The sequence below is a fragment of the Salinisphaera sp. LB1 genome (assembly GCF_003177035.1).
Classification (GTDB): Bacteria; Pseudomonadota; Gammaproteobacteria; order Nevskiales; family Salinisphaeraceae; genus Salinisphaera.
The window spans coordinates 432411-454515 of sequence record NZ_CP029488.1; the positions used below are offsets into that span (position 1 = coordinate 432411).

A 22105-nucleotide genomic window follows, 5' to 3' on the forward strand; every position below is an offset into this window, starting at 1 on the left:
CAGGTTACGCCAAACGCCGCCTCGGCGGGAACCGTATGCCCGGCGATATCACGCTGTTGCACCTCACCGACCCCCACCTGCGGGCCCGAGCCGATGCCAGGCTGCACGGCTGGCACGTGGCTGCGGCCTTCCAACGAAGCCTGGACGCGGCCATGACAGCCTATCCCCTGGCGGATGCGATCATTCTCGGCGGCGACCTGGTGGACGACGAGAGCTCGGCCGGATACCGTTGGCTCGACGCCCGGCTCGCCGCGCTGCAACGCCCCGTGCTGGCCGTCGCCGGCAACCACGACGATCCCGCTGCCATGCGCCGGCATTTGAAATCGGCGGTCGTGCACGACGCCCTCGGCGTCGGCGGCTGGCGCCTGATCGGCCTCGACAGCCACGCACCGGGCAGTGACGCGGGCCGGATCGGCCCACGGGCCCTCGCGGGCCTGGATCGCGCGCTCCAGGCCGACCCGGCACCCACGCTGATCTGTGTCCATCACCCCCCGCTTGATGTCGGCAGTGCCTGGATCGACGCCATCGGGCTGATCGACCGCGATGCCTTGCGTGCCACCCTGGCCCGGCATCCCCAGGTTCGCGGCGTCGTTTGCGGTCATGTCCATCAGGCCGGCGAATACCGGCTCGACGGCTATCCGGTCTGGACCACGCCCTCGACAATGCGCCAGTTCCGCCCCGGCAGTCCGACCTTCGCCGAAGACAGCGCGCGCGCCCCGGGCTATCGCTGCCTGCAGCTCGGCGCGGACGGCAAAATCACCACCACGGTGCACCGCGTGCCCGCGACTCGGACCTAATCCCAAAGTAGCACCGGCACAAAACCGATGCGCAATAACGACTTGCCGCGCGTCGCCGCGGATTCGGCTGCACTATCAGACCTTTGGACGATGAACAACGGCTTGACAGCGACCCCGAATGGCGATCCGTACCTCGCCGAGTACCCCCGTTGACGGTCTAAACGCTTGAGTCGGAACGCGAAAGCGTATGCATTCACAAAACCTGTGGATAACTCTGTGGAAATACCCGGGCGCGACCGGCTGCGAGGGCGTCAATGCGGCGAATTAGACAAAGCGGCGATTTTGTAACCAGTGCGACACACGCACGGTAAAACAGTGACTTACAGAGACCTGACCGTCTGGCGGGCCGGCCGGGGAAAAATATACGACCGACGTCGAATGGGCGCTCGAAGATTGTGCATAACAAACCATCCGTCGCGTAGTCCAGCGGCCCGGGGCCGGGCCCGCGCCATGTAACTTCGAAATTCCGCGCGGGCATCCGGCCTTGTCGCGGTTTTTTTCGTGGCATTCAGCGCGACCGCACTCGCTCGGCACGGCCCGTTCTTCAGGAATGCCCGTGCACTTGTCGTACCGGGCGCGCACAGGCGTTCCGACATCCGGCAGAATACGGGCGATCCAACGCAAGGCTCTACACTGCGCCCATGACTCGTCCCAACGTTCTCATTCTCTCCGGCCATGATCCGAGTGGCGGCGCCGGCCTGCACGCCGACATCGAAGCGGTGGCCGCGCAGGGCGCGCACGGCGCCGCCGTGATCACGGCGCTCACCCGCCAGGACACACGCAACGTCTACGGCGTCGCGCCGGTGGCCGAAGATTTCTTCGCCGCCTGTATCGATACGCTGCTCGACGACATGCCATTCGCCGCAATCAAGACCGGCGTGCTGGTCACGGCCAGCCAGGTTCGGATCGTCGCCGAGCTGGCAGCCCGCCTGCCCGGCGTGCCGTTGGTGGTCGATCCGGTTCTGGTCGCGGCCGGCGGCGGCGAACTCGCCGGTGACCCGGTGGGTCGGGCCATGTGCGATGCGTTGTTCGCGCAGGCGACCCTCATCACGCCGAACGGCGATGAGGCGCGCCGCCTGTGCGCGGGCGAAACCGATATCGACCGTTGCGGCGCGATGCTGGTGGCGGCCGGCTGTCATGTGCTGATCACCGGCGGCGATGACGGCGACGAGGCCGAAGTCGTTAACCGCCTGTACACGCCCGGCGGGGCGATCGAGCGCTATACCTGGCCGCGCCTGGCGGGTCGCTTCCATGGCTCCGGCTGCACGCTGGCCGCGAGTCTGGCGGCGCGGCTGGCGCTGGGAGAATCACTCGGCGATGCCGTGGCCAATGCCCAGGCCTACACCGAGCGCGCCCTGGCGCGGAGCTTCAGCGCCGGTTCCGGCCAGTCGATTCCGGGGCGCTGGCCAGGAGGCGACCGATGAGCGCCACCCGCGGCCTGTATGCCATTTACAATCGCGCCGGGCTCGACGGCGACCGGCTCGACGCCGTGGATGCGGTACTCGCGGCGGGCGCGATCTGGCTGCAGTATCGCGACAAGCGCCCGCACGCGCCGGATCGTGGCCTGATGACCGAACTGGCCGCTCTGACCCGTGCCCACGGGGCGAAGCTGATCATTAACGACGACTGGCGGCTGGCCGTGGAAACCGGCGCGGACGGTGTCCATCTGGGCCAGACCGACGGCAGCGTCAGTCAGGCGCGGGCCGCGCTCGGGCCACGGGCGATCGTCGGCATCAGCTGCCAGGATCGAATCACGCGCGCCCGGGCGGGCATTGCCGCCGGCGCCAGCTATATCAGCTTCGGCCGTTTTTTTGCCTCCACCACCAAACCGGATGCGCCACCGGCTGAAACACGCGTGCTGACCGCCGCCCGCGAACTCGGCGTGCCGGTGGTCGCCATCGGCGGGATTCACGCCGGCAATGCACCCGCCCTGATCGCGGCCGGCGCCGACCTGATCGCCGTTTCCGCCGGCCTGTTCGAGGCCGCCGATCCGGGCGCCGCGGCCGCCGAACTGGCGCATCTGTTCGCGCCGCAGCCGCCCAATCGCTGACCCCGGGCATGCGTTGCCCGGCCCGCGCCGCGCGGTCCTGGCGCCCCGGTCTCGGCGCAAACCGCAACAGGTTCTAGAATGATCGCAGGATCCGTTATTTGGAGTATTCGATGAGCTCTCAGCACGCCCGCCCCGGCCCCCGTTCGGTCGAACTGTTCGATCGCGCCCGACGTGTCACGCCCGGCGGTGTCAATTCGCCGGCCCGCGCCTTCAACGGCGTCGGCGGCGGCGCGCCGGTGTTCATCGATCGCGCGAAGGGCGCCTGGATCACCGATGTCGACGGCAACGACTATGTCGACTACGTCGGCTCGTTCGGTCCGATGATTCTCGGCCATGCCGACCCGGCCGTGGTCGAGGCCGTGCAGAAGCAGGCCGCCAAGGGCCTGTCCTTCGGCGCGCCGACCGGGCTGGAGGTCGAACTGGCCGAGCTGATCAGCGAGATGGTGGCCTCGATCGAGTCGGTGCGCATGGTCAATTCGGGCACCGAGGCGGCGATGACCGCCATCCGCCTGGCCCGCGGGTATACCGGACGCAACAAGATCCTCAAGTTCGCCGGCAACTACCACGGCCATGTCGATGCCCTACTGGTCAACGCCGGGTCCGGGCCGCTGACGCTCGGCATTCCGGGCTCGCCCGGGGTGCCGGCCTCGGTGGTCGAGGACACGCTCGTGGCCACCTACAACGACCTGGCATCGGTCGAGACGGCGTTCGCCGAACACGGCAGCGAGATCGCCGCGATCATGGTCGAACCCGTGGCCGGCAACATGAACTGCGTGCCGCCGGTCGACGGGTTTTTGGCAGGCCTGCGCGATCTTTGCGATGCGCACGGCGCACTGCTGATCTTCGACGAGGTGATGACCGGCTTTCGTGTTCATCCCGGCTGCGCGCAGGCGTATTACGGCGTCACCCCGGACGTCACCGCGCTCGGCAAGATCGTGGGCGGCGGCATGCCGGTGGGCGCGGTCGGTGGGCCGGCCGCGGTGATGGAAACGCTGGCGCCGAGCGGGCCGGTATACCAGGCCGGCACATTGAGCGGCCACCCCCTGGGCATGGCCGCCGGTATCGCCACGCTCTCGCAGATTCGCGACGGTTCGGTGCATGCCGCCATCGAGCCCAGAGTGGCGGCGCTGCGTGCGGGCCTGGAAGCGCGCGCGAAGCAGCACGGCGTGCCATTCATGACCCAGGCCGCCGGCGCCATGTTCGGCATGTTCTTCACCGCGGCCGAACGGGTCACGCGTTTCGACGAAGTCGCCGCCTGCGATCTGGACGCGTTCACGCGCTTCTTCCACGGCATGCTCGACAACGGCGTCTATCTGGCACCGGCGGCCTTCGAAGCCGCGTTTGTCTCGCGCGCCCATGATGACGCGGCGCTCGAGGCGACGCTGGCCGCCGCGGACAAGGCGTTCGCCGCCGTGGCCGCTGGCTAAGCCCGCGGACCCGCCCGCGTGGCCCATGCCCTCATCACCGCGATCCTGGCCTGGGTCGCGGCCCATCCGACGCTGGCTCTGGCGGTGGTCTTCACCGTGGCCGTCGCCGAGTCGCTGTTCCTGTTCGGTCTCCTGATTCCCGGCGCCATCTTCATGTTCACCTTCGGGGCACTGATCGGCAGTCAGGCCCTGTCGGCCACGGCCACCTTCGCCGCCGCCATCGCCGGCACACTGGCCGGCGACAGTGCGAGCTATGCGCTGGGTCGGCGTTATCGTGGCCGGCTGCACGACCTGCCCGGCCTGGCGCGCATTCCCGGCGGCGTCGCCCGCGGCGAGGCATTCTTCGCCCGGCACGGCGGCAAGGGCATCGTGCTCGGCCGGCTCATCGGCGCCCTGCGCCCGGTCATGCCCACAGTGGCGGGCGCGGCGGGGTTGTCGGTGACCCGATTCGCGATCATGGAAGTGGTCGCTACCGCGCTTTGGGCGCCGATCTATATCGGCCCGGGCGTGGTGTTCGGTGCTTCGCTCGACCTGGCAGCCCAGGTCGCGACCCGGCTGGCGATTCTGCTGGTCGGCGCCTCGGCGATCGTTTGGGTGGCAACCAGCCTTGCGCGCCTTGCGGTCGTGGCCGGGCGCAGCGCCGGCCGACGTTATGCCGAGCGCTTGATGAACTGGAGCCGCCGGCATCGCCGACTGGGCCTGCTCGGCCCCGCGCTGGCCGATCCGCGCCAGCCCGAGATCCCGGCACTGGCCGTGGCGGCGGCCCTGCTGATGGGCGCGATCGCCGTGGTCTACCTGGCGCTCTGGGGCTGGGCCGGCCCGCGCTATCCGACTACGTTCGATGCGCTGGCGTTCTATCTGATCGGCAGCCTGCACAACACACCGACCGATGCGTTCGCGCGTTGGGTCGCCGAGCTGGGCTCACCACTGATCTATCTGCCGTTCGCAACCCTGATCGCGATCACGCTGTCGGTGATGGGCAACTGGCGGGCCGCGGCCCACTGGATCGTCGCGGTCGCATTTTCCGCGGCCGCCACGCTGTTGTTGCGCTGGCTACTCGCGATTCCACCGCCCGCCGTATTCTTCCAGCTGGCCGCGGGGGACCCGCTGTACCTCGCCGGCGGCGGCCAGGATCTGGTGCTCTGTGCCACCGTCTACGGGCTGGCCGGCATGATCGTGCGCACGCGCCAGCCGATCGACCTGCGGCCGTATTACGACTCGGCCACGGTCGCCGGCATCGTGCTGATCGCGCTGGCCCGGCTGTATCTGGGCCTGGACTGGGCCAGCGACAGCCTGATCGGGCTGGGCGTGGCGTTCGTGTGGCTCAATCTGCTGATGATCGGCTTCCGGCGCCAGCGGCCGCGCCCGGTCCGCGGGCGGCCGGTACTCATGGCACTGGTCAGCTGTGTCGTGTTCGCCGGGCTGCTGGTACTGCTGCCCGGCGGCGCCCTGCACGACCTGCCCGGTCGCGTCGGCCCGCCGTTGAGCGGCCCGGCCCGGCACGTCGACAACTGGGCCGAGGGCGGCTATCGCTGCCTGCCCGCCCATATCCAGACCCTCCGCGGGCGCGGCGGCGCGCCGCTGAATCTTCAGGCCGCCGGACATATCGGCGCGTTGCGCGCCGCGCTGGCGCATGCCGGCTGGCGCCCGCCGGCCCGGATCAGCGCCGACACCGCGCTCCGCAGCCTGGCCCCGGACACGCCGATCGATACGCTGCCGGTACTGCCGCGGGTACACGACGGCCGCCGGCCGGTGCTGGTGGTGACCCATCCCGTGGCGGGCAGCCCCGGCCGGCGCTGGGTTCTGCGGCTCTGGTCGAGCGCACGGGTCACTGCCGTCGACGGCGCGCCGATCTGGGTCGGCATGATCGATGGCCAGCGCGTCGGCCACGAACTGCAGATGCTGACCACGGCCCGCGATGAAACCGATTACGCCGCGGCGGCTGCGTTCATGAGCGCCAATCTCGCCGCACACGAGGTTGGCTACCGACAGGTAACGCATGCCCACGACCCGCTGGTCCTGATGTGGGCCGCAGCCCCCGGGGGCGATGCTACAGTAGCGCCGCGTTAGGGCCTGTTGCCGTTTCACGCGACGCCGCGTTGCGGCGCCAAATCGTGTCAGCCAAGGCGCAGGGCGCCGGCCGCAGTCATTCTGCGGTCAAGCCCTGCAACGCCGGATGGCGCGATTTGGGGCCACAACCCGAAGGGCCGGCGGCCATTTTTGCGCAATCCGGCGTTGCAACTCGCTCATGTAGCGAGGCTACACTACGCTCGTTGCGCCTTGTCTTGCGCAAAAATGGCCGCCGGCGCGGTGCCGTGTGAAGCGGCAACAGGCCCTGGGGCGGTTGCCGTGGCACGCCACGCCCGCCGTATCCACCTTCCACCGATTGCAGTCGAGATAGCGACGACCATGGCCAAGCCCGACGCCCCGAAGACCACGAAGCTCAAGCAGCCGGGTTTTTTGACCCGCATGCGCGCCAGCCTGAACAAGGGCAATTCGTGGCTCACCTACGATCTGCGCAACCTGTTGCCCGGCGAGACCGTGGACCAGGACGCGCTCGACGAACTCGAGACCCAGCTGCTGCTGGCCGACGTCGGCGTGGACGCCACCGGCCAGGTCATGCATCGGCTGCAGACGCTCTACGACGGCGGCCAACTGCGCACATCCAAGGATCTCGGCAAGTCGCTGCGCGAACATCTGGGCAATATCCTGGCGCCCTGCGAGGCGCCGTTGGCGATCCCGGACGACATCAAGCCCTATGTGATCCTCATGGTCGGCGTGAACGGCGTCGGCAAGACCACGACCATCGGCAAGCTGTCGAAGAAACTGCAGGATGCCGGCAAGTCGGTGATGCTCGCCGCCGGCGATACCTTTCGCGCGGCGGCGGTCGAACAGCTCACCGAGTGGGGCGAGCGCAACAACGTGCCCGTGGTCTCGCAGGGCAGCGGCGCCGATTCGGCCTCGGTGGTCTTTGACGCCTATTCGCGCGCTACCGCGCGCGGCGTCGACGTGCTGATCGCGGACACGGCCGGGCGGCTGCATACCCAGGGCCACCTGATGGAGGAGCTCAAGAAGATCAAGCGCGTGCTGGCCAAGCAGAACGCCGACGCGCCGCACGAAATCATGCTGGTGGTCGACGCCACCACCGGCGGCAACGCACTGCAGCAGGCCGTGGCCTTCAACGACGCGGTCGGGCTGACCGGCATCACGGTGACCAAGCTCGACGGCTCGGCCTCCGGCGGCGTAGTGTTCGCCATCTGCCAGAAACTGGGACTGCCGCTGCGCTTTATCGGCGTGGGCGAAACGGTCGCCGATCTGGGCGTATTCGAGGCCGAGCATTTCATGGACGCACTGTTCGATCGGCAAGCGTAGCCGCGCCCGCGGCCTTGCCAAAGACGCGGGCCTGCCCGAGGATTGCGGCACGACCGACGGCCCCTCTCCGATGACCGATATCGTCGCCTTCGACAACGTGGTGAAGCGCTACCCCGGCGGCAAGCTCGCGCTGGATCGCGTCTCGCTGCGCCTGGCGCGCGGCGAAATGGCGTTTCTAACCGGCCACTCCGGTGCCGGCAAGTCCACACTGATGAAACTGATCGGGCTGATCGAGCGCCCGACACGCGGGCGCGTGGTGATCAACGGCACGGATCTGGCCCGGGTGCGGCGCGTGCATATCCCGCGTTATCGCCAGCGCGTCGGGCTGATCTTCCAGAACTACAACCTGCTGCACGATCGCACGGTGTTCGACAACGTCGCACTGCCGCTGGTTATCCGCGGCGTGGGGCATGGCGAGATCGCCCGGCGCGTGCGGGCGGCGCTGGACACGGTCGGCCTGCTCTCGCACGAGAGAAAATTTCCGATCACCCTGTCCGGCGGTGAGCAGCAGCGCGTCGGCATCGCCCGTGCCGTGGTCAACCGGCCGCATCTGCTGCTGGCCGATGAGCCGACCGGCAATCTCGACCCGGAGCTGTCGGCCGACATCATGCGGCTGTTCACGCGACTCAACGAGACCGGCACCAGCATCATGATCGCCACCCACGCCATCGACCTGGTCGAACACATGGGTTATCGGCGGATCGCCCTCGAACACGGCCACCTGGAGGCCGGCTGAGCATGCCCGAGTCGCAGCCCGGCAGCAGTTCGCGCCGTGGCGGCCCGGCTGCGCGCGGCCGCCGAAGCGGCCGGCTCGCCAGCTGGGCCGCCTCGCATGCCCGTTGCCTGCTGGAAAGTCTCGGCCGGTTGCACCGGCGCTGGGTCGCCAGTCTGCTCACCGTGCTGGTCATCGGCATCGCGCTGGCCTTGCCGGCCGGCTTGTACGTATTGGTCAAGAATCTCGACACACTGGCCTCGAACTGGCATCAGTCGGTACGCATCTCGCTGTATCTGCAGCAGGATGTCTCCGCCGACGCCGGCCAGCACCTGGCCGACAACCTGGCCGGCAAAGCCGGCATAACAGCGACCCGATTCATTTCTGCAAAGCAGGGGCTGCGCCAGTTCAAGCGCGCCAGCGGTTTCGGCGCCGCGCTGAATGCCCTGGGCTCCAACCCTCTGCCCGGCGTGATCGAGGTCACGCCGAAGGCCACCCTGCCACCGGCCGCGGTCAGCCAGTTGGTGGCGCAACTGTCGCAGCGCAAGGACGTCGATCATGCGGCGCTCGATCAGGCCTGGCTGCGGCGGCTGACCGCCATTCTCGCGCTGATTTCACGCGCCTCCTGGGTGATCGGCGCCCTGTTGTCGGCGGCCGTGCTGTTCATCGTCGGCAATACCATTCGCCTGGATATCGAGAACCGGCGCCAGGAAATCGAGGTGATGAAACTTCTGGGCGCGAGTAACGCCTTCATCCGACGGCCGTTTCTCTACAGCGGCGTGTGGTATGGCCTGCTCGGTGCGCTCGTCGCGCTCGTGGTGCTCGCCGCCTGTTATCTGGCACTGGGCGGGCCATTGTCCACGCTCACCGCGTCCTATCAGGGCAGCCTCAATCTGAAGGGGCTGAGCCTGCGTGAAAGCCTGTGGCTGCTGGTGCTCGGCATCGCGCTGGGCTGGCTGGGCTGCGCGATCACCGTCAACCGGCAACTGGCCGCGATCGAGCCGAAATAACGCGTCGGATTGCCCCGGATCCGGGGAACCCCGAAGCCGGATCAGGGTCTTACCGCATAGTTGAATATTATGCACTGAGCGCCCCCGAATTTGCTAAAATGGGGGTATATGCCATTGGCCCAAGGAGGCTAAATTCATGGCCAACGATATTTCCCTGTCTCCGGCGAAGATGAACCTGCCGACGCTATCGTCGGCCAGTATCGAAGCCTATCTTCAGGCAGTATCCAGTATTCCCGTTCTCGATCAGGAGGATGAGCAGAAACTGGCACGGCGTCTGCGCGACGACGGCGATATCCAGGCGGCCCAGAAGTTGATTCTGTCCAACCTGCGCTTCGTGGTCCATGTGGCCCGCGGCTATTCCGGCTATGGCCTGCCGCTGGCCGACCTGGTCCAGGAAGGCAACATCGGCCTGATGAAGGCGGTCAAACGCTTCGACCCCGATGTCGGCGTCCGCCTGATTTCGTTTGCCGTGCACTGGATCCGTGCCGAGATTCACGAATATATCCTGCGCAACTGGCGCATCGTGAAGGTGGCGACGACCAAGGCGCAGCGCAAGTTGTTCTTCAACCTGCGCAGCTCGAAGAAGCGGCTCGGCTGGATGAATCATGCCGAGGTCGAGGCCGTGGCCGGCGATCTCGGCGTGAAGCCGGAGACCGTGCTGCAAATGGAGCGCCGGCTGTCCGGCGGTGACCAGTCGTTCAATGCTCTGCCATCCGCAGGCGAGGAAACGGCCTATGCGCCGGAAGACTATCTGTCCTCCGACGACGGTGACGATCCAGCCTCCGATATCGAGAACGACAACTGGCAGACCTATCAGCATGCCAATCTCGAACGGGCGATGACCGATCTGGATGAACGCAGCCGCGATATTCTCGAGTCCCGCTGGCTGCGCGAGGACGGCAAGATCGGGCTGCAGGAACTCGGCGACAAGTATCAAGTGTCCGCCGAACGCATTCGTCAGCTCGAGGTCGCGGCAATCAAGAAGCTGCGCAACGCCATGGCCGAGGCGTAACGGCCGGCTTTCCCGCGGCCACGCTTATAGTTTTCGCATGGACCGGCGTCGACGCCGCCTGCTGCAGGCCACGGCGGCCTGGGCGGGCGCCGGCTCGATCGGCCGCCTGCCGGTGGCGTGGGCCACCGCGTCGGGGGCGCCGCTGTCTGGCGGCACGCCTTTCTCCTTCCAGCGACTGATCAACCACGCCGGCCATCTGGCCACCCTGCCCTATGTGCCGCCGCGACCGCGCTACGGCAAGCTGCTGTCCGAAATCGGCTACCAGACCTTCATGGGCATCGAGACCCGCAAAGGTCACCAGCTGTGGGCAGACACCGATCTGCCGTTCACGGTCGAATTCTTTCATCTCGACGACGGCACGCGCGTGCCGGTCGACATCAATATCGTCAGCGACGGTCGCGCCCGCCACCTCGACTACGATCCCCGCATGTTCGCCTATCCCGACCCCACCATGGCGCGGCGTATGCCCGACGATCTCGGCTACGCGGGATTCCGCCTGCATGACGCCCGCAGCGATCATCGCGAATGGTTGGCGTTCAAGGGGGCGAGCTATTTCCGCAGCCCCGGGACCGAGAACCAGTACGGCCTGTCGGCGCGCGGCGTAGCCGTCAACAGCGGCGAGCCCGGGCCCGAATCGTTTCCGGATTTCACCCGCTTCTGGCTCCAACGCCCTGCGCCGGGTGACGACGAGATCACGATCTGGGCCCTGCTGGAAGGCGAACACCTCACCGGCGCCTATGAGATGCGTTGCCGGCGGCCGGGCGACGTGATCATGGATATCCGCAGCCGGCTGTTCCAGCGCAAGGCCATTGACCGGCTCGGCATTGCACCGTTGACCAGCATGTTCTGGTTCTCCGAAACCAATGCCCGGCGCGGCGCCGATTGGCGTCCGGAGGTGCACGACAGCGACGGACTGGCGATCGCCACCGGCCGGGGCGAACGCATCTGGCGCGCCCTGAACAACCCGCCGCGGCCCGATATCTCGCTGTTTGCCGATGAAAATCCGTGCGGCTTCGGCCTGCTGCAGCGTGACCGGGACTTCGATCATTACCAGGACTCGGGCGTCGCCTTCGAGCGGCGGCCGAGCGCGTGGATCGAGCCGGCCGGCCACTGGGGCGCGGGGCATGTCGCCCTGTTCGAACTCCCGACCCACGACGAGATCAACGACAACATCAATGCCTTCTGGATTCCGGACCAGCCGGCCACCGCCAATGCGCGCTGGGCGCTCGACTACAAACTGTCGTGGACCGACCAGGCACCGTTTCCGCGCGATCTGGCGCATGTCCGTGCCACGCGTACCGGCCGTGCCGGCCGCCCCGGCACGTACCGCGATCGAAGTCCCGTCGATCGCAAGTTCGTGATCGATTTCATCGGCGGCCCGATTGCCGGCAAGCCGGGCAACGATATCCACATCGATGCCTCAGCCAGCCGGGGCCGCATCGACAACCCCTACGTTGTCGCCATCGGCGCGAACGAGCCCGGCTGGCGCGTGTTCATCGACTGGCTCGGCGACAAGCCGCCCGGCCCGGCGGAAGCCGCGGTCCTACGCTGCCGCCTGATGCGCGGCGATACGCCGCTGACCGAGACCTGGGTGTACTCGTACTACCCGCGCCCGCTGCTGAGCTAGATACCATCTTGCCGCCTCCGCACCAAGGGGCTCATGTAGCGCCTTGGGGTTGATAGGGCGTCTGGTGCTTAAGCACGCCATACGCGAGATGGACGAGCTTGCGCATGGCGCCGCCGAGGGCGCTCATATCGCTTTTACCGCGTGCTGTTAAGCGTTGATACTGGGCCGCGATATCCGGGTTGTGTTTGGTGCTGACGATGGCGGCCATATAGAGCAGTTGTCGCAGTTTAGGATTACCGGCCTTGGATAGACGCGGCGGTCCATGGACCGAACTTCCCGAATCCCACGGCACCGGGATGACGCCGATGAAGGCCGCGGCTTGGCGGGCACTGGTGAAGTCGCGGCTTCGCAGTGTGGCCAGCAGGCGCCGCGATACGGTGGGGCCAATGCCGGGCACCGACTCTAATAAAGCGCGATCTTTTTTCAGCGCGGGATGGCGATCGATATGATCGTCAATATCGCGCGTCAACCGATCGCGTTCGGCCCGTAGCGCGTCGAGCACCGTATCGATCGACGCGATGATCTCTTCGGCCTGAACGACCTCGGCCTTTTCCCGGCGATTGCGCTCGCGTTGAATATCCTTATCGAGCGCCTCAAGACGGGCGAGACGCGCTTTGAGTCCACGCACCGCCGCAGGTTCGGGTTGCCACAGCCGCGGGCGACGAGCCGCCCCATAGCGGGCCAGAACGACGCTGTCTTTCCGGTCGTTCTTGCCGCGCACTCCCAGGCTTTTGGCAAACTCCCGGACCTGCGCGGGGTTCATCACGGACACGCCCAAACCGGCCTCATAAAGCGCCTGAGCCAAGGCTTCGTGATAAATCCCGGTCGCTTCCATGATGATGTGGATTTGATCGGCCGGCGTGCCGGTCTGCTGCGCCAGCCAGTCCAATACAGCCGCGTGCCCCGCGGTGTCGTTGCCAAAGACCTTGGTCTTGACCTTGACCCGATCAGGATCCCGCAGCCAAGCACAGTCGAATTTGCGTTTACTGACGTCAATGCCGATGTAGACGGTCATCTCGTGCCTTCTCCTTGTTCGTGCAGTCTCACCGCGCCCGCGGGGACTTGGAACCCATTCACGTTTGCGAGATGAAAAATCGGTCGGGGGCATGATCTAACGCGCAAGCTATAAGCTTCAGGGTCTGTGGATGCTCACCCGACCGAGCACCGCTGACTGGTAGCTAATCAGTCAGCTTCGGCAAGACACAAGGGTCTGTTGCCGTTTCGTGCGAGTCCACGCCAAGCGGCGCTGTTTTGCCGCAAGACAGCGCCACGAGTGCGGCGTAGTGAGTCTGCGCGAGCGCGCTGAAACGCGGGTTTGCGGCTAGGCCTCCGGCACGCCGCCGTCCGGCGCGTCACCCGCATCCGCTTCTCCCGCATCGCGCGGGCGCGTCTCGGCCGGCGCCAGACGCTTGCGCGGACGCCGGCCGCCCGCGAACTGACGCGTGACGGTCTCGTCGATCGAGCGAATGTGCAGATCCCGCTGCGGGAACACGATCTCGATGCCGTTGGCATCGAACAACTCATGGATGCGTCGATACAGCGCGTGCTGTAGCGGCAGCAGATTGAAAAGATCGTGATAGAACACGCGCGCCTCGAACAGGACAGCGCTATCCCCATAGCCGACCATGAACACCGAGGGCGCCGGCGTCTCCAGCGCCACCGGCTCCGCCCGGATCGCCTCGTAGATCAGCTTCTCGACCAGATCGGCATCGGCATCGTAGGACACGCCCACCTTGATGATCAGGCGGGTGATATCGTCGGTAAGCGTCCAGTTGATCACGGTCTCGGTGATGAACGTCTTGTTCGGGATCACCAGTTCCTTGTTGTCCCAATCGGTGATCGTGGTGGCCCGGATACGGATGCGCGAAACGGTGCCGGTGAGCGTGCCCACGGTCACCGTATCGCCGACGCGGACCGGGCGCTCGAACAGAATCACGAGACCCGAGACGAAATTGGCGAAGATTTCCTGCAGACCGAAGCCAAGACCGACACCGATGGCCGCAATCAGCCACTGGATGGAGGACCAGTGCAGGCCGATGAGATTGACCGCCACCAGTACGCCGAAGATTACGATGGCGTACTGGAACAGCGTGGCCATCGCGTAGCGGCTGCCCGCATCCATCGATAACCGGCGCAGGACGGTGATTTCCAGAAAGCCCGGCAAATTGCGCCCGGCCAGCGCCGTGACCACCGCCACCGCCACCGCCAGCAGCAATGCGCCCAGCGTGACGTTGGTGACCTGGGTCTGGCCGCCGACATGCGTCGCATGCTGCCAGAGATTGATGTTATCGAGCAGCTGCAACGCAGGCAGGGTGCCGGACCAGATCAGCCACAAGCCGGTGCCGATCATGAGCGTAATCACCACCTTGATCAGGCCACGGGTCTGTTCACTGATCTGGACCAGATCGATCTCGAGACTCTCGAGGGTCTCCGGTGCACCCTCACCGGACACCGCCGCGGCCTCGCGCGTCGCACGGGCTTCGCGGGCCTCTTCGCGCTTGCGCAGCGCCCGGGCCAGCGCCAGGCGCCGCTCAACCACGGTCAGCCAGCGCACGATCAGGCTGTAGACGACCACCGAGCCGCCCAGCGCGGCGATGGAATAGAAAAAGCGCGACTGCAGCTGCAATGCCGTGTAGTAGTAGCCCAGCCCGGCCAAACCGCACAGGGCCAGCGGCACGCCAGTCGCCAACGGCAGCCAGAAATAACCCAGCCGCCAGGCACTGCCGTCGTCGGCGGTCATCACATCGGCCAACGCACCACGCATTGGGTGCAACACCCGCCATGCGAAGATGGCGATCGACAGTTCGCCGAACATGAAGGCCGCCCGGCCCAGCGTCTCGCGCTTGACATCGTCGTCGAAGGCCTCGGTCATGCTGATGATGACCACCGGCGCGATCAGCGCAATCATCACCCAGCGCAGATTGCGATACAGTCCGCGGCGGGCGCTGCCCGGCCAGTGGAAATGGCGGTCCGCCAAGCCGTTCTCGCGGCAGACGTTGGCGAACGGTTCAATGAAAACAAGCAAGAAACCGAGCTGGAAGACGGCCGCGGCCACCGCCTGGCTGAACTTCGACGCCTCGGGGGCATGCCGCAACAGAAACGCGACCAGAAAGAAGATCAGCATGCTCGGCAGCGACAACAGCACGGTGATCAAGGTCGCCCGCAACGTCAGCCACATGGTGTCGTGGCTGACGTTGCCGACCGGCTCGCCGAGCCGCTGCAACCGGTACCGCAGCGGCCGGCGAATCGCAATCAACAGCGCGATCACCAGCGCACCCAGACCCGCCCAGATCGGCTGGGCGATCACACCGGCCGCAAGCGCCGACACCGTCTGCTTCCAGCTGCCCGGATCGATCAGCCAGGGCATGCCGGCCGCCACCCGCGCCGGCCAGTCGAGCCGAATGGCATGAAACGACGGCAGCCAGAATAGACGCTCGTCGAGCAGGCGATTGAACGAGGACAACGTGCTCTGGTACTGCTGCGACAGGCTCTTCAGATCGCGACCGATGTTCACGAATCGGCCCTGGGCATCGATGAGCATGTCGACAATCGAACGCCGCTGCTTGAGCAGATTGACCAGCGACTCGCGCTGGCCGGCGCTGAGCTTGACGCCCGCCTTCTCCGCCATCCGGTTGGCCATGGCATCGGGATTGTCGAGTTCCGCGCGATCCTGCTGCAGCTGGAAGCGCTTCAATTCGGCCGATGAGATATCCGGCTGATTCGACGACCCCGAGCCGGACAGGAATGGCAGCGTAGGATTCGCCAGACGGCGCCGCTGGTTGCGCAACACATCGCCCAGCGCGACCGAACCGCCGCCGATCTCGAGCTGGCGCTGAACGAGGTTCAAACGGCGCTCCAGATTCTCCACCCGGGCGCGCTGGTTGCTCTGGCGCTGGCTGAGCTCCTGGGTTTCCCGGGTGATCTTGGCAAGCTTGTGGGTCAGCTCGACATTGCGCTGGGCCGCCTTGGTGATCGGCGCCAGCGAACTCCGCAGTTCGCTCAACTTATCCTCGCTGGCATTCTGCAGCGATTGCGCCGAGGCATTCTGCTTACGGCTCAGCGCGGTCTGGATCCGGGCCAGCGACTCGTTGAGATGGGCGACTTTGGCTTCTGCCAATGAGCGGCGCGCCTCGAGCAGCTGCTCATGGTTGTCGAGGCCGGTCAGCTCCTCATGCAGGCGCTCGATTTTGGCATTGAGCGCATCCCGACGCGCCGCATTCAGCTCGCTCTGGGCCTGGGCGAGCACACTGGCCTTCGGGCCCGGACTCGGGCCACCGGCGTTAGCGCTCGCCAGCGACTGCAGCTTGTTGCGCGCTTCGGCCAGCGACTGGCGCGCCGACTCCGGCCGCTGAGCGGCACGCGTCAATTTATCCCGCAGATCCGACAGATCGGCCTGGGCATCCGACAGCTCGGTACGCAGCTTGTCGGCGCGCGACGACAGTTCGTCCAGCGAAAGATTGCTGAGCTGATCCAGCGGCGCCGGCTTCTGCAGATCGGCCAGCGCCTGGTGTGCCTGCTCGATCTTTTTCGGTGCCTGGGCCGCGTCCTGGCGCAGCTTCGCTGCCTGCTTGCGATCCGCCTCGGCCGATTGCAGCGCCGAGATCGCGTCCTGGTAGGTTTGCACCGCGTGGGCGCGGACACCTTCCGACAGATCCTTGCGCGATTTCGCTGTTTTGATCTGTGCCTTGAGATGCTGGATCTGGCTGGCGTAATCCTTGGGTTTGTCACCACTACCGGCGGCCGCCACGGCCGCCGCGGACGCGGCCAGCCCGAACACCAGGACGACCCAGCACAGCAACATGACGACTCCCACCCGGGGGCCATGCTGAAAATGACGGCAATGCAACACAGCGCTATTGACTCGCTCGGTACGATTCAAAGCAACATAGTCTACGGCCTGTCCCGCTCGCGAGCGATACGAAATTTAAAGGGATACAAGCGGACACGGGTGGCGCCCGAATACTGTCGCGCTTTCATCGCCTGCGGACCGCTTACATGGTGACTGTGGGCAGACAATGACCGTCGCCCGCTGGCTTGTGGGCGCCGATTGCTGCAATGCACAATACGGCCGTGTCGCGCCGCGGGGCTCGGCCCGGGCCCATCGCGACATGGGGTTTTGCTGTCGAATCTGTTACAAACACGTCCATGGCTCGCTACGATTCCAACCCCCCCACCGTCGCCGTTCGCACCCCGCCGCGCCGGGGCGAGGCGCGTGCTGCCCTGATGGAGGCCGCACTGGAACTCGTGGCCAGCGAAAGCAACTTCTCCGCGTTGTCCCTGCGCCGGATCGCACGTCGGGCCGGCGTCGTGCCCACGGCGTTCTATCGGCATTTCCAGGACATGGACGCACTCGGCATGGCACTGGTGGAGGATACCTTCGCCGAGCTGCGACGCATGCTCGGCGATGCCGACCTGCCGTCGATGCCCGTTGATGGCTTGACGCGTTATTCGGTCCAGCTGTTTGCGTCACACGTTCGCGATCATCGACTGCTGTTTCAGTTCCTGATCAAGGAGCGTTACGCCGGCAGCGCGGCAATGCGCGCCGCCATCCACGGACATATCAGCGCGCTGATCGACGAACTCGCCGATGATTTGGCGCAGTTCGATGAATTCGGCCATATCGATATCGACGATCTGCGCATGATTGCCGAACTCGTGGTCAACGCGATCATCGCGGTCTCCGAGCGAATCCTGGATGTGTCGCCGGACGCCGCCGCGGACGACGCGCTCATGCTGCGGGCCGAAAAACAGCTTCGCCTGATCTTCCTCGGCGTGGGCCGCTGGAACAGCCGGGACACGCGTCGCACGCCAACCCCGGAGACGCCGCGGGTCGCGCGCGAACGCTAGTCGCCGCCGCGGGGCCGGGCGGCCGAATCGTCAAGCTGTGCGCGCACGCGCTGCACGATCTCCGGCACCAGCGACAAGCCCCATTGCGAACCGAGATCCATCGTCTCCGCCATGAGCTCGGGCGAGGTGTCGACCAGCTTCTGGCCCAGCGGCGAGCGATAGAACCGCACCAGCTGGCTCAGTTCGATCAGGTTGAAGTGCTTTTCGTAGACCGGGGCCAGTACGGAATAAAGCGCGTCGCCGTCCCGAATATGCTCGGACACCACCGCCCGGGTCTGCTGCTGGATCACGCCCATCGTCCGCGGGTTGAGCGTCGGCCCGAACATGGCGATCGCACGCGACACACGATCAACCAGTTCCTGCGAGAACAGCGCCTGTACTTCCGGCGTATCGGTCAGCTCGACCAGCGTCCGAATCAGCTGTTCCTTGCGCGCGTCGCTGCCTGCGGCGTGCGCCGGGGGCGAGCCGACAGCCGCCGCGCGGGGCGGGACATCCGATCCCGTGCCGGCGTGAGCCGCTGCCGACACCATGATGGCGGCCAGCAGCGCAATGGCGCTGGCCCGCTGCAAATGCCTACGGCGGTCAGGCCGCCCGGGCAGGACCCACGTTGTCATGAAAGTTGCGCCCCTCGGTGGTCGCGGCGATGACGCCGCTGCGGATCACGAAATCGCCGAAATGCTCACCGTCCTCGCGTTCGGCGGCAAAGCGCTCGATCAACGGGGTCAACTCGGCGAGAATCTCGTCCTCACCGATATTCTCGCGATAAAGCTTATTCAGACGTGAACCGTCGAAGGCCGCGCCGAGATACAGGTTGTACTTGCCCGGCGCCTTGCCGACGAATCCGATCTCGCCGAGAAAGGGACGGGCGCAACCGTTCGGGCAACCGGTCATGCGGATGACGATCGGCACCTCGCCTACACCGGCGTCCGTCATCACCCCCTGCAGCTTGTCGACCAGTTCGGGCAGATAACGCTCGGACTCGGCCATGGCCAGGCCACAGGTCGGGAACGCCACGCAGGACATCGAGGCATGGCGCAACGGCGACCGCTCGCGTCCGTCGTCGAGGCCATAGTGGGCGACCAAGGCCTCGATCGCCGGCTTGTCGGCCTCTTCGATGCCGGCGAACACGATATTGTGGTTGCCGGTCAGTCGGATCGTGCCCTTGTGTATCCTGGCCAGCTCGCGCAGCGCGGTCATCAGTTTGTAGCCGGGCCGGCCGTGATACTGGCCATGATGAGCCCGGCCACTGTCGTCGAAATCGGCGATACGGCCATTCTCGATGAACAGCGTCAGATGCCAGGCGCCATCGTCGGACTGCTGCCAGCCCAGCGGATCGCCGTTGCGCTCGAAATGATAATCGCGCGCATCCTCGAGCTCGATACCGGCGCGCTCTGCCAGCTGCGCATGGATGAAATCGAGGCCATGATCGTCGATCGTGTACTTGAAGCGCGCATGCTTGCGGTTCTCGCGATCGCCGTAGTCGCGCTGAATCGTGACCAGCGTTTCGACCGTCTTCAGCACATCATCCAGGCCGGCGAAACCGATCACCGTACCCAGCCGCGGATAGGTCGCCGTCTCGCCATGGGTGGTGCCCATGCCGCCGCCGATGGCGACATTGAAACCGATCAACTCGCCGTTCTCGATGATCGCGATCAGGCCGATGTCGTTGGCGAACACATCGACGTCATTCTCCGGCGGCACGGCGATGGCGATCTTGAACTTGCGCGGCAGGTAGGACTTGCCGTAAATCGGCTCGTGGTCCGCTTCGCCGGACGGCGGCTGCTCGAGAAAGATCTCTTCGTAGGCCCGGGATTTCCAGGCCAGATGCTCGGACAGCCGGGTCGACCATTCGTGAATCGCCGCATGCACCGCCGATTTCTCCGGAAACGCCGATGCCATCACGTTGCGATTGACGTCGCCACAGGCGCCTCGGGCGTCCACCCCGATCTTGTAGGCATCCTGCAGCAGCGGTCGCAGATGCTTCTTGGCCACATGATGGAACTGGAAGGTCTGACGCGTGGTCAGCCGCAACGTGCCATTGGCATACTCATGCGCCAGGCGGTCGATTTCCAGATACTGCGCGCCGGTGACCACACCGGCCGGCAGGCGCAGACGCAGCATGAACTGGTAGTGCGGTTCCAGTTTCGAGGCCTTGCGCTCGGCGCGGATGTCGCGATCGTCCTGCTGGTAGAAGCCATAGAACTTGGTCAGCTGGGTGTCGTCCTCGGCGATCGAGGCGGTCAGCTCATCGGCCAGGCCATCGGCAATGGTGCCGCGCAGATAGTTGCTGGCCAGCTTGATGTGTTCGACGGGGGACAGGTTCCTGGTGTCGCTCATGGCGTTCACTCGCTATTGCAAATCGGCGCTCTTCGAGGCTCGGATATCGGCTGACCGGGTCGATCAGTAGACATCGCGCTGATAGCGCTTTTCCTTCTGCAGGGTCTTGAGATACCCGGCCGCGCCTTCGGCATCCAGATTGCCATACTCGGCGATGATGTCGATCAGCGCATCGTGCACATCCGCCGCCATCGCATTGGCATCGCCACAAACATAGACGGACGCACCGGATTCGATCCAGTCGAACACCTCGGCGCCGGCCGCGCGCAGTTTGTGCTGGACATAGATCTTTTCCGCCTGGTCGCGCGAGAACGCCACATCCATGCGCGTCAGCACACCGTCGTCGCGCCAGCGCAGCCAGTCGGTCTGGTAGTAGAAGTCGGTGCGGAAATGCTGCGCGCCAAAGAACACCCAGTTCTTGCCGGTGGCGCCGCGCTCCTCACGCTCTTCCATAAAGGCGCGGAACGGCGCAATGCCGGTGCCCGGGCCGATCATGATGATCGGCGCATCGTCGGCCGGCAGCTTGAAGTTCTTGTTGTGATCGATATAGATCGGCAACTTGGCGTCTTCGCTGCGATCGGCCAGATGAACCGAGGCCACGCCGTGGCGTTCGCGCCCATGGGCCCGGTAGCGCACCGCGGCCACGGTGAGATGGATCTCGTCCGGGTTCGCGGCATGGCTGGAGGCGATCGAGTACAGCCGCGGCGGCAGCTTGCGCAGCAGCCGCACGAAGTCGGCGCCGGTCATGTCCGCCACCGGGTAGTCCTCTACCAGGTCGATGATGAAACGGCCGTCCACGTATTCGGCCAGCTGTGCACGGGCGTCCTCGGCGAGCAAGGCGTTGAGCTCGTCATTCGCCGCACGCTCGGCGTATTTCTCGATGAACGGCCGCGTCAGCGTCGTGATCTCGTACTGGTGCGTCAGCGCATGCTCGAGGGTGACCTCACCGTCCAGGCCGGTCACTTCATCGTCGGCGTTCGCGCCGAGCGCCCCGATCAACTCGGCCACCACCTGCGGATCGTTGGACGGGATCACGCCCAGCGAGTCGCCCGGTTCCCAGATCAGCCCGGAATCCTCGGTATCCAGTTCGATGTGGTGCACTTCCTTTTCGGAGCCGCGGCCATTGAGCACGACATTGGTGAGCAACTCGGCCGAATACGGATTCTTGCGGCTCCACTGGCTCACCGCCGGCTGCTCGCTCGCACCCGGCATGACCGTGACATTGCTGTGACCGCCGGGCGCCTCGGCGCCGCCCATTTCTTCCTTGAACCTGGCCACCACATCGCCGATCCAGGCTTCCGCCGCCTCGTCGAAATCGACATCCAGATCCATGCGGTCAACCACGCGGGTCGCACCGAGTTTTTCCAGCTGGGCGTCGAAATCGCGGCCGGTCTGGCAGAAATGCTCGTAGCTCGAGTCGCCGAAGGCCAGCACGGAGAAATTCACGCCCGCCAGCTTCGGCGCCTTCTTGCCATGAACGAATTCATGCAGTTCCTCGGCATTGTCCGGCGGGTCACCCTCGCCGTGGGTGGACACACAGATGACGAGGTTCTTTTCCTTCTTCAGGTCACGCGGCTTGTAGTCGAGCATGTCGACGGCCTTCGCGCTGAGCCCGGCCGCTTCGGCGCGGGCAACGAGCTGCTCGGCGATATCCTCGGCATTGCCCGTCTGCGAGCCGTAAAGCACCGTCAACGGCTCGGCGCTCGCAGCGGCGGGCGCGCCCGGTTGGGGCTGCGCCACCTCGCCGACGGTGGCCGTCGCGTTCAGCCCCGCCAGATAGCCGCTGATCCAGGTCGCCTGCGCCGGGCTCAGGCTCTGGATGAGCGACGTCAGCTGAGCCGCCTGCTGAGCGTTCAGCGGGCTGCTGTGTTCATCGATAGTCACTGCATTCATTGCCATTTCGAATACCGCGTA

At 65.9% G+C, this 22105-nt stretch carries 16 protein-coding genes; 11 read left to right on the forward strand and 5 right to left on the reverse strand.

Annotated features, from left to right (window positions below):
* Positions 1–35 precede the first annotated feature (35 nt).
* The 10 genes from SALB1_RS01875 (at position 36) to SALB1_RS01920 (ending at position 12007) form a co-directional block, all read left to right on the forward strand.
* Positions 36–797, forward strand: coding sequence for a metallophosphoesterase (locus tag SALB1_RS01875; protein ID WP_109992314.1), 762 nt, complete (start codon positions 36–38; stop codon positions 795–797).
* 641 nt (positions 798–1438) lie between these two features.
* On the forward strand, positions 1439–2221 hold the full coding sequence (locus tag SALB1_RS01880) for a hydroxymethylpyrimidine/phosphomethylpyrimidine kinase (protein ID WP_109992315.1): 783 nt from the start codon (positions 1439–1441) through the stop codon (positions 2219–2221).
* On the forward strand, positions 2218–2847 hold the full coding sequence (gene thiE / locus SALB1_RS01885; protein WP_109992316.1) for a thiamine phosphate synthase: 630 nt from the start codon (positions 2218–2220) through the stop codon (positions 2845–2847). Before SALB1_RS01880 ends, thiE begins: the two co-directional genes overlap by 4 nt.
* Before the next feature lie 110 nt (positions 2848–2957).
* Positions 2958–4274 (forward strand): glutamate-1-semialdehyde 2,1-aminomutase, encoded by a 1317-nt coding sequence (hemL, locus tag SALB1_RS01890; protein ID WP_109992317.1) that lies wholly within the window; start codon positions 2958–2960, stop codon positions 4272–4274.
* 18 nt (positions 4275–4292) lie between these two features.
* The gene (locus SALB1_RS01895) at positions 4293–6344 is read left to right on the forward strand and encodes an LssY C-terminal domain-containing protein (RefSeq protein ID WP_109992318.1); all 2052 of its coding nucleotides are present in this window, start codon (positions 4293–4295) and stop codon (positions 6342–6344) included.
* 339 nt (positions 6345–6683) lie between these two features.
* Positions 6684–7646, forward strand: coding sequence for a signal recognition particle-docking protein FtsY (ftsY, locus tag SALB1_RS01900; RefSeq protein WP_109992319.1), 963 nt, complete (start codon positions 6684–6686; stop codon positions 7644–7646).
* Positions 7647–7716: 70 nt separating this feature from the next.
* A complete protein-coding gene (gene ftsE, locus SALB1_RS01905) occupies positions 7717–8382 on the forward strand; it encodes a cell division ATP-binding protein FtsE (protein WP_109992320.1) in 666 nt (221 codons plus the stop codon).
* 2 nt (positions 8383–8384) lie between these two features.
* A complete protein-coding gene (gene ftsX, locus SALB1_RS01910; protein WP_109992321.1) occupies positions 8385–9368 on the forward strand; it encodes a permease-like cell division protein FtsX in 984 nt (327 codons plus the stop codon).
* A gap of 136 nt (positions 9369–9504) precedes the next feature.
* Positions 9505–10380 (forward strand): RNA polymerase sigma factor RpoH, encoded by an 876-nt coding sequence (rpoH, locus tag SALB1_RS01915; protein WP_304572135.1) that lies wholly within the window; start codon positions 9505–9507, stop codon positions 10378–10380.
* Positions 10381–10417: 37 nt separating this feature from the next.
* Entirely contained in the window at positions 10418–12007 is a 1590-nt protein-coding gene (locus SALB1_RS01920) for a glucan biosynthesis protein (RefSeq protein ID WP_109992322.1), read from the forward strand.
* A gap of 31 nt (positions 12008–12038) precedes the next feature.
* Here SALB1_RS01920 and SALB1_RS01925 read toward each other — a convergent pair whose 3' ends face one another.
* Both SALB1_RS01925 and SALB1_RS01930 read right to left on the reverse strand, forming a co-directional pair.
* Positions 12039–13022, reverse strand: a complete 984-nt coding sequence (locus SALB1_RS01925) for an IS110 family transposase (protein ID WP_109992323.1) — start codon at positions 13020–13022, stop codon at positions 12039–12041.
* A gap of 306 nt (positions 13023–13328) precedes the next feature.
* Positions 13329–16808, reverse strand: a complete 3480-nt coding sequence (locus SALB1_RS01930) for a mechanosensitive ion channel domain-containing protein (protein ID WP_109992324.1) — start codon at positions 16806–16808, stop codon at positions 13329–13331.
* Between the two features lie 344 nt (positions 16809–17152).
* On the opposite strand from SALB1_RS01930, the gene SALB1_RS01935 reads away from it, so the two are divergent.
* On the forward strand, positions 17153–17854 hold the full coding sequence (locus SALB1_RS01935; protein ID WP_255414476.1) for a TetR family transcriptional regulator: 702 nt from the start codon (positions 17153–17155) through the stop codon (positions 17852–17854).
* Here the strand turns inward: SALB1_RS01935 and SALB1_RS01940 are convergent.
* From SALB1_RS01940 to SALB1_RS01950, 3 genes are all read right to left on the reverse strand, one after another.
* Complete coding sequence (locus SALB1_RS01940; protein ID WP_109992326.1) at positions 17851–18468, reverse strand: DUF2059 domain-containing protein; 618 nt, start codon at positions 18466–18468, stop codon at positions 17851–17853. The genes SALB1_RS01935 and SALB1_RS01940 overlap by 4 nt on opposite strands.
* Positions 18437–20191, reverse strand: a complete 1755-nt coding sequence (locus SALB1_RS01945; protein ID WP_109992327.1) for an NADPH-dependent assimilatory sulfite reductase hemoprotein subunit — start codon at positions 20189–20191, stop codon at positions 18437–18439. Before SALB1_RS01945 ends, SALB1_RS01940 begins: the two co-directional genes overlap by 32 nt.
* A 63-nt stretch (positions 20192–20254) precedes the next feature.
* Positions 20255–22084 (reverse strand): assimilatory sulfite reductase (NADPH) flavoprotein subunit, encoded by a 1830-nt coding sequence (locus tag SALB1_RS01950; RefSeq protein ID WP_109992328.1) that lies wholly within the window; start codon positions 22082–22084, stop codon positions 20255–20257.
* Positions 22085–22105: the final 21 nt, after the last annotated feature.

What these genes read in the sequence shown, in the direction of transcription:
- SALB1_RS01880 (WP_109992315.1), top strand. Translation starts at nt 1,439, where the DNA reads ATGACTCGTCCCAACGTTCTCATTCTCTCCGGCCATGATCCGAGTGGC.
- ftsX (WP_109992321.1), top strand. Translation starts at nt 8,385, where the DNA reads ATGCCCGAGTCGCAGCCCGGCAGCAGTTCGCGCCGTGGCGGCCCGGCT.
- ftsE (WP_109992320.1), top strand. Translation starts at nt 7,717, where the DNA reads ATGACCGATATCGTCGCCTTCGACAACGTGGTGAAGCGCTACCCCGGC.
- rpoH (WP_304572135.1), top strand. Translation starts at nt 9,505, where the DNA reads ATGGCCAACGATATTTCCCTGTCTCCGGCGAAGATGAACCTGCCGACG.
- ftsY (WP_109992319.1), top strand. Translation starts at nt 6,684, where the DNA reads ATGGCCAAGCCCGACGCCCCGAAGACCACGAAGCTCAAGCAGCCGGGT.
- SALB1_RS01920 (WP_109992322.1), top strand. Translation starts at nt 10,418, where the DNA reads ATGGACCGGCGTCGACGCCGCCTGCTGCAGGCCACGGCGGCCTGGGCG.
- SALB1_RS01930 (WP_109992324.1), bottom strand. Translation starts at nt 16,808, where the DNA reads ATGTTGCTGTGCTGGGTCGTCCTGGTGTTCGGGCTGGCCGCGTCCGCG.
- SALB1_RS01875 (WP_109992314.1), top strand. Translation starts at nt 36, where the DNA reads ATGCCCGGCGATATCACGCTGTTGCACCTCACCGACCCCCACCTGCGG.
- SALB1_RS01925 (WP_109992323.1), bottom strand. Translation starts at nt 13,022, where the DNA reads ATGACCGTCTACATCGGCATTGACGTCAGTAAACGCAAATTCGACTGT.
- SALB1_RS01940 (WP_109992326.1), bottom strand. Translation starts at nt 18,468, where the DNA reads ATGACAACGTGGGTCCTGCCCGGGCGGCCTGACCGCCGTAGGCATTTG.
- SALB1_RS01945 (WP_109992327.1), bottom strand. Translation starts at nt 20,191, where the DNA reads ATGAGCGACACCAGGAACCTGTCCCCCGTCGAACACATCAAGCTGGCC.
- SALB1_RS01935 (WP_255414476.1), top strand. Translation starts at nt 17,153, where the DNA reads ATGGCTCGCTACGATTCCAACCCCCCCACCGTCGCCGTTCGCACCCCG.
- thiE (WP_109992316.1), top strand. Translation starts at nt 2,218, where the DNA reads ATGAGCGCCACCCGCGGCCTGTATGCCATTTACAATCGCGCCGGGCTC.
- hemL (WP_109992317.1), top strand. Translation starts at nt 2,958, where the DNA reads ATGAGCTCTCAGCACGCCCGCCCCGGCCCCCGTTCGGTCGAACTGTTC.
- SALB1_RS01950 (WP_109992328.1), bottom strand. Translation starts at nt 22,084, where the DNA reads ATGAATGCAGTGACTATCGATGAACACAGCAGCCCGCTGAACGCTCAG.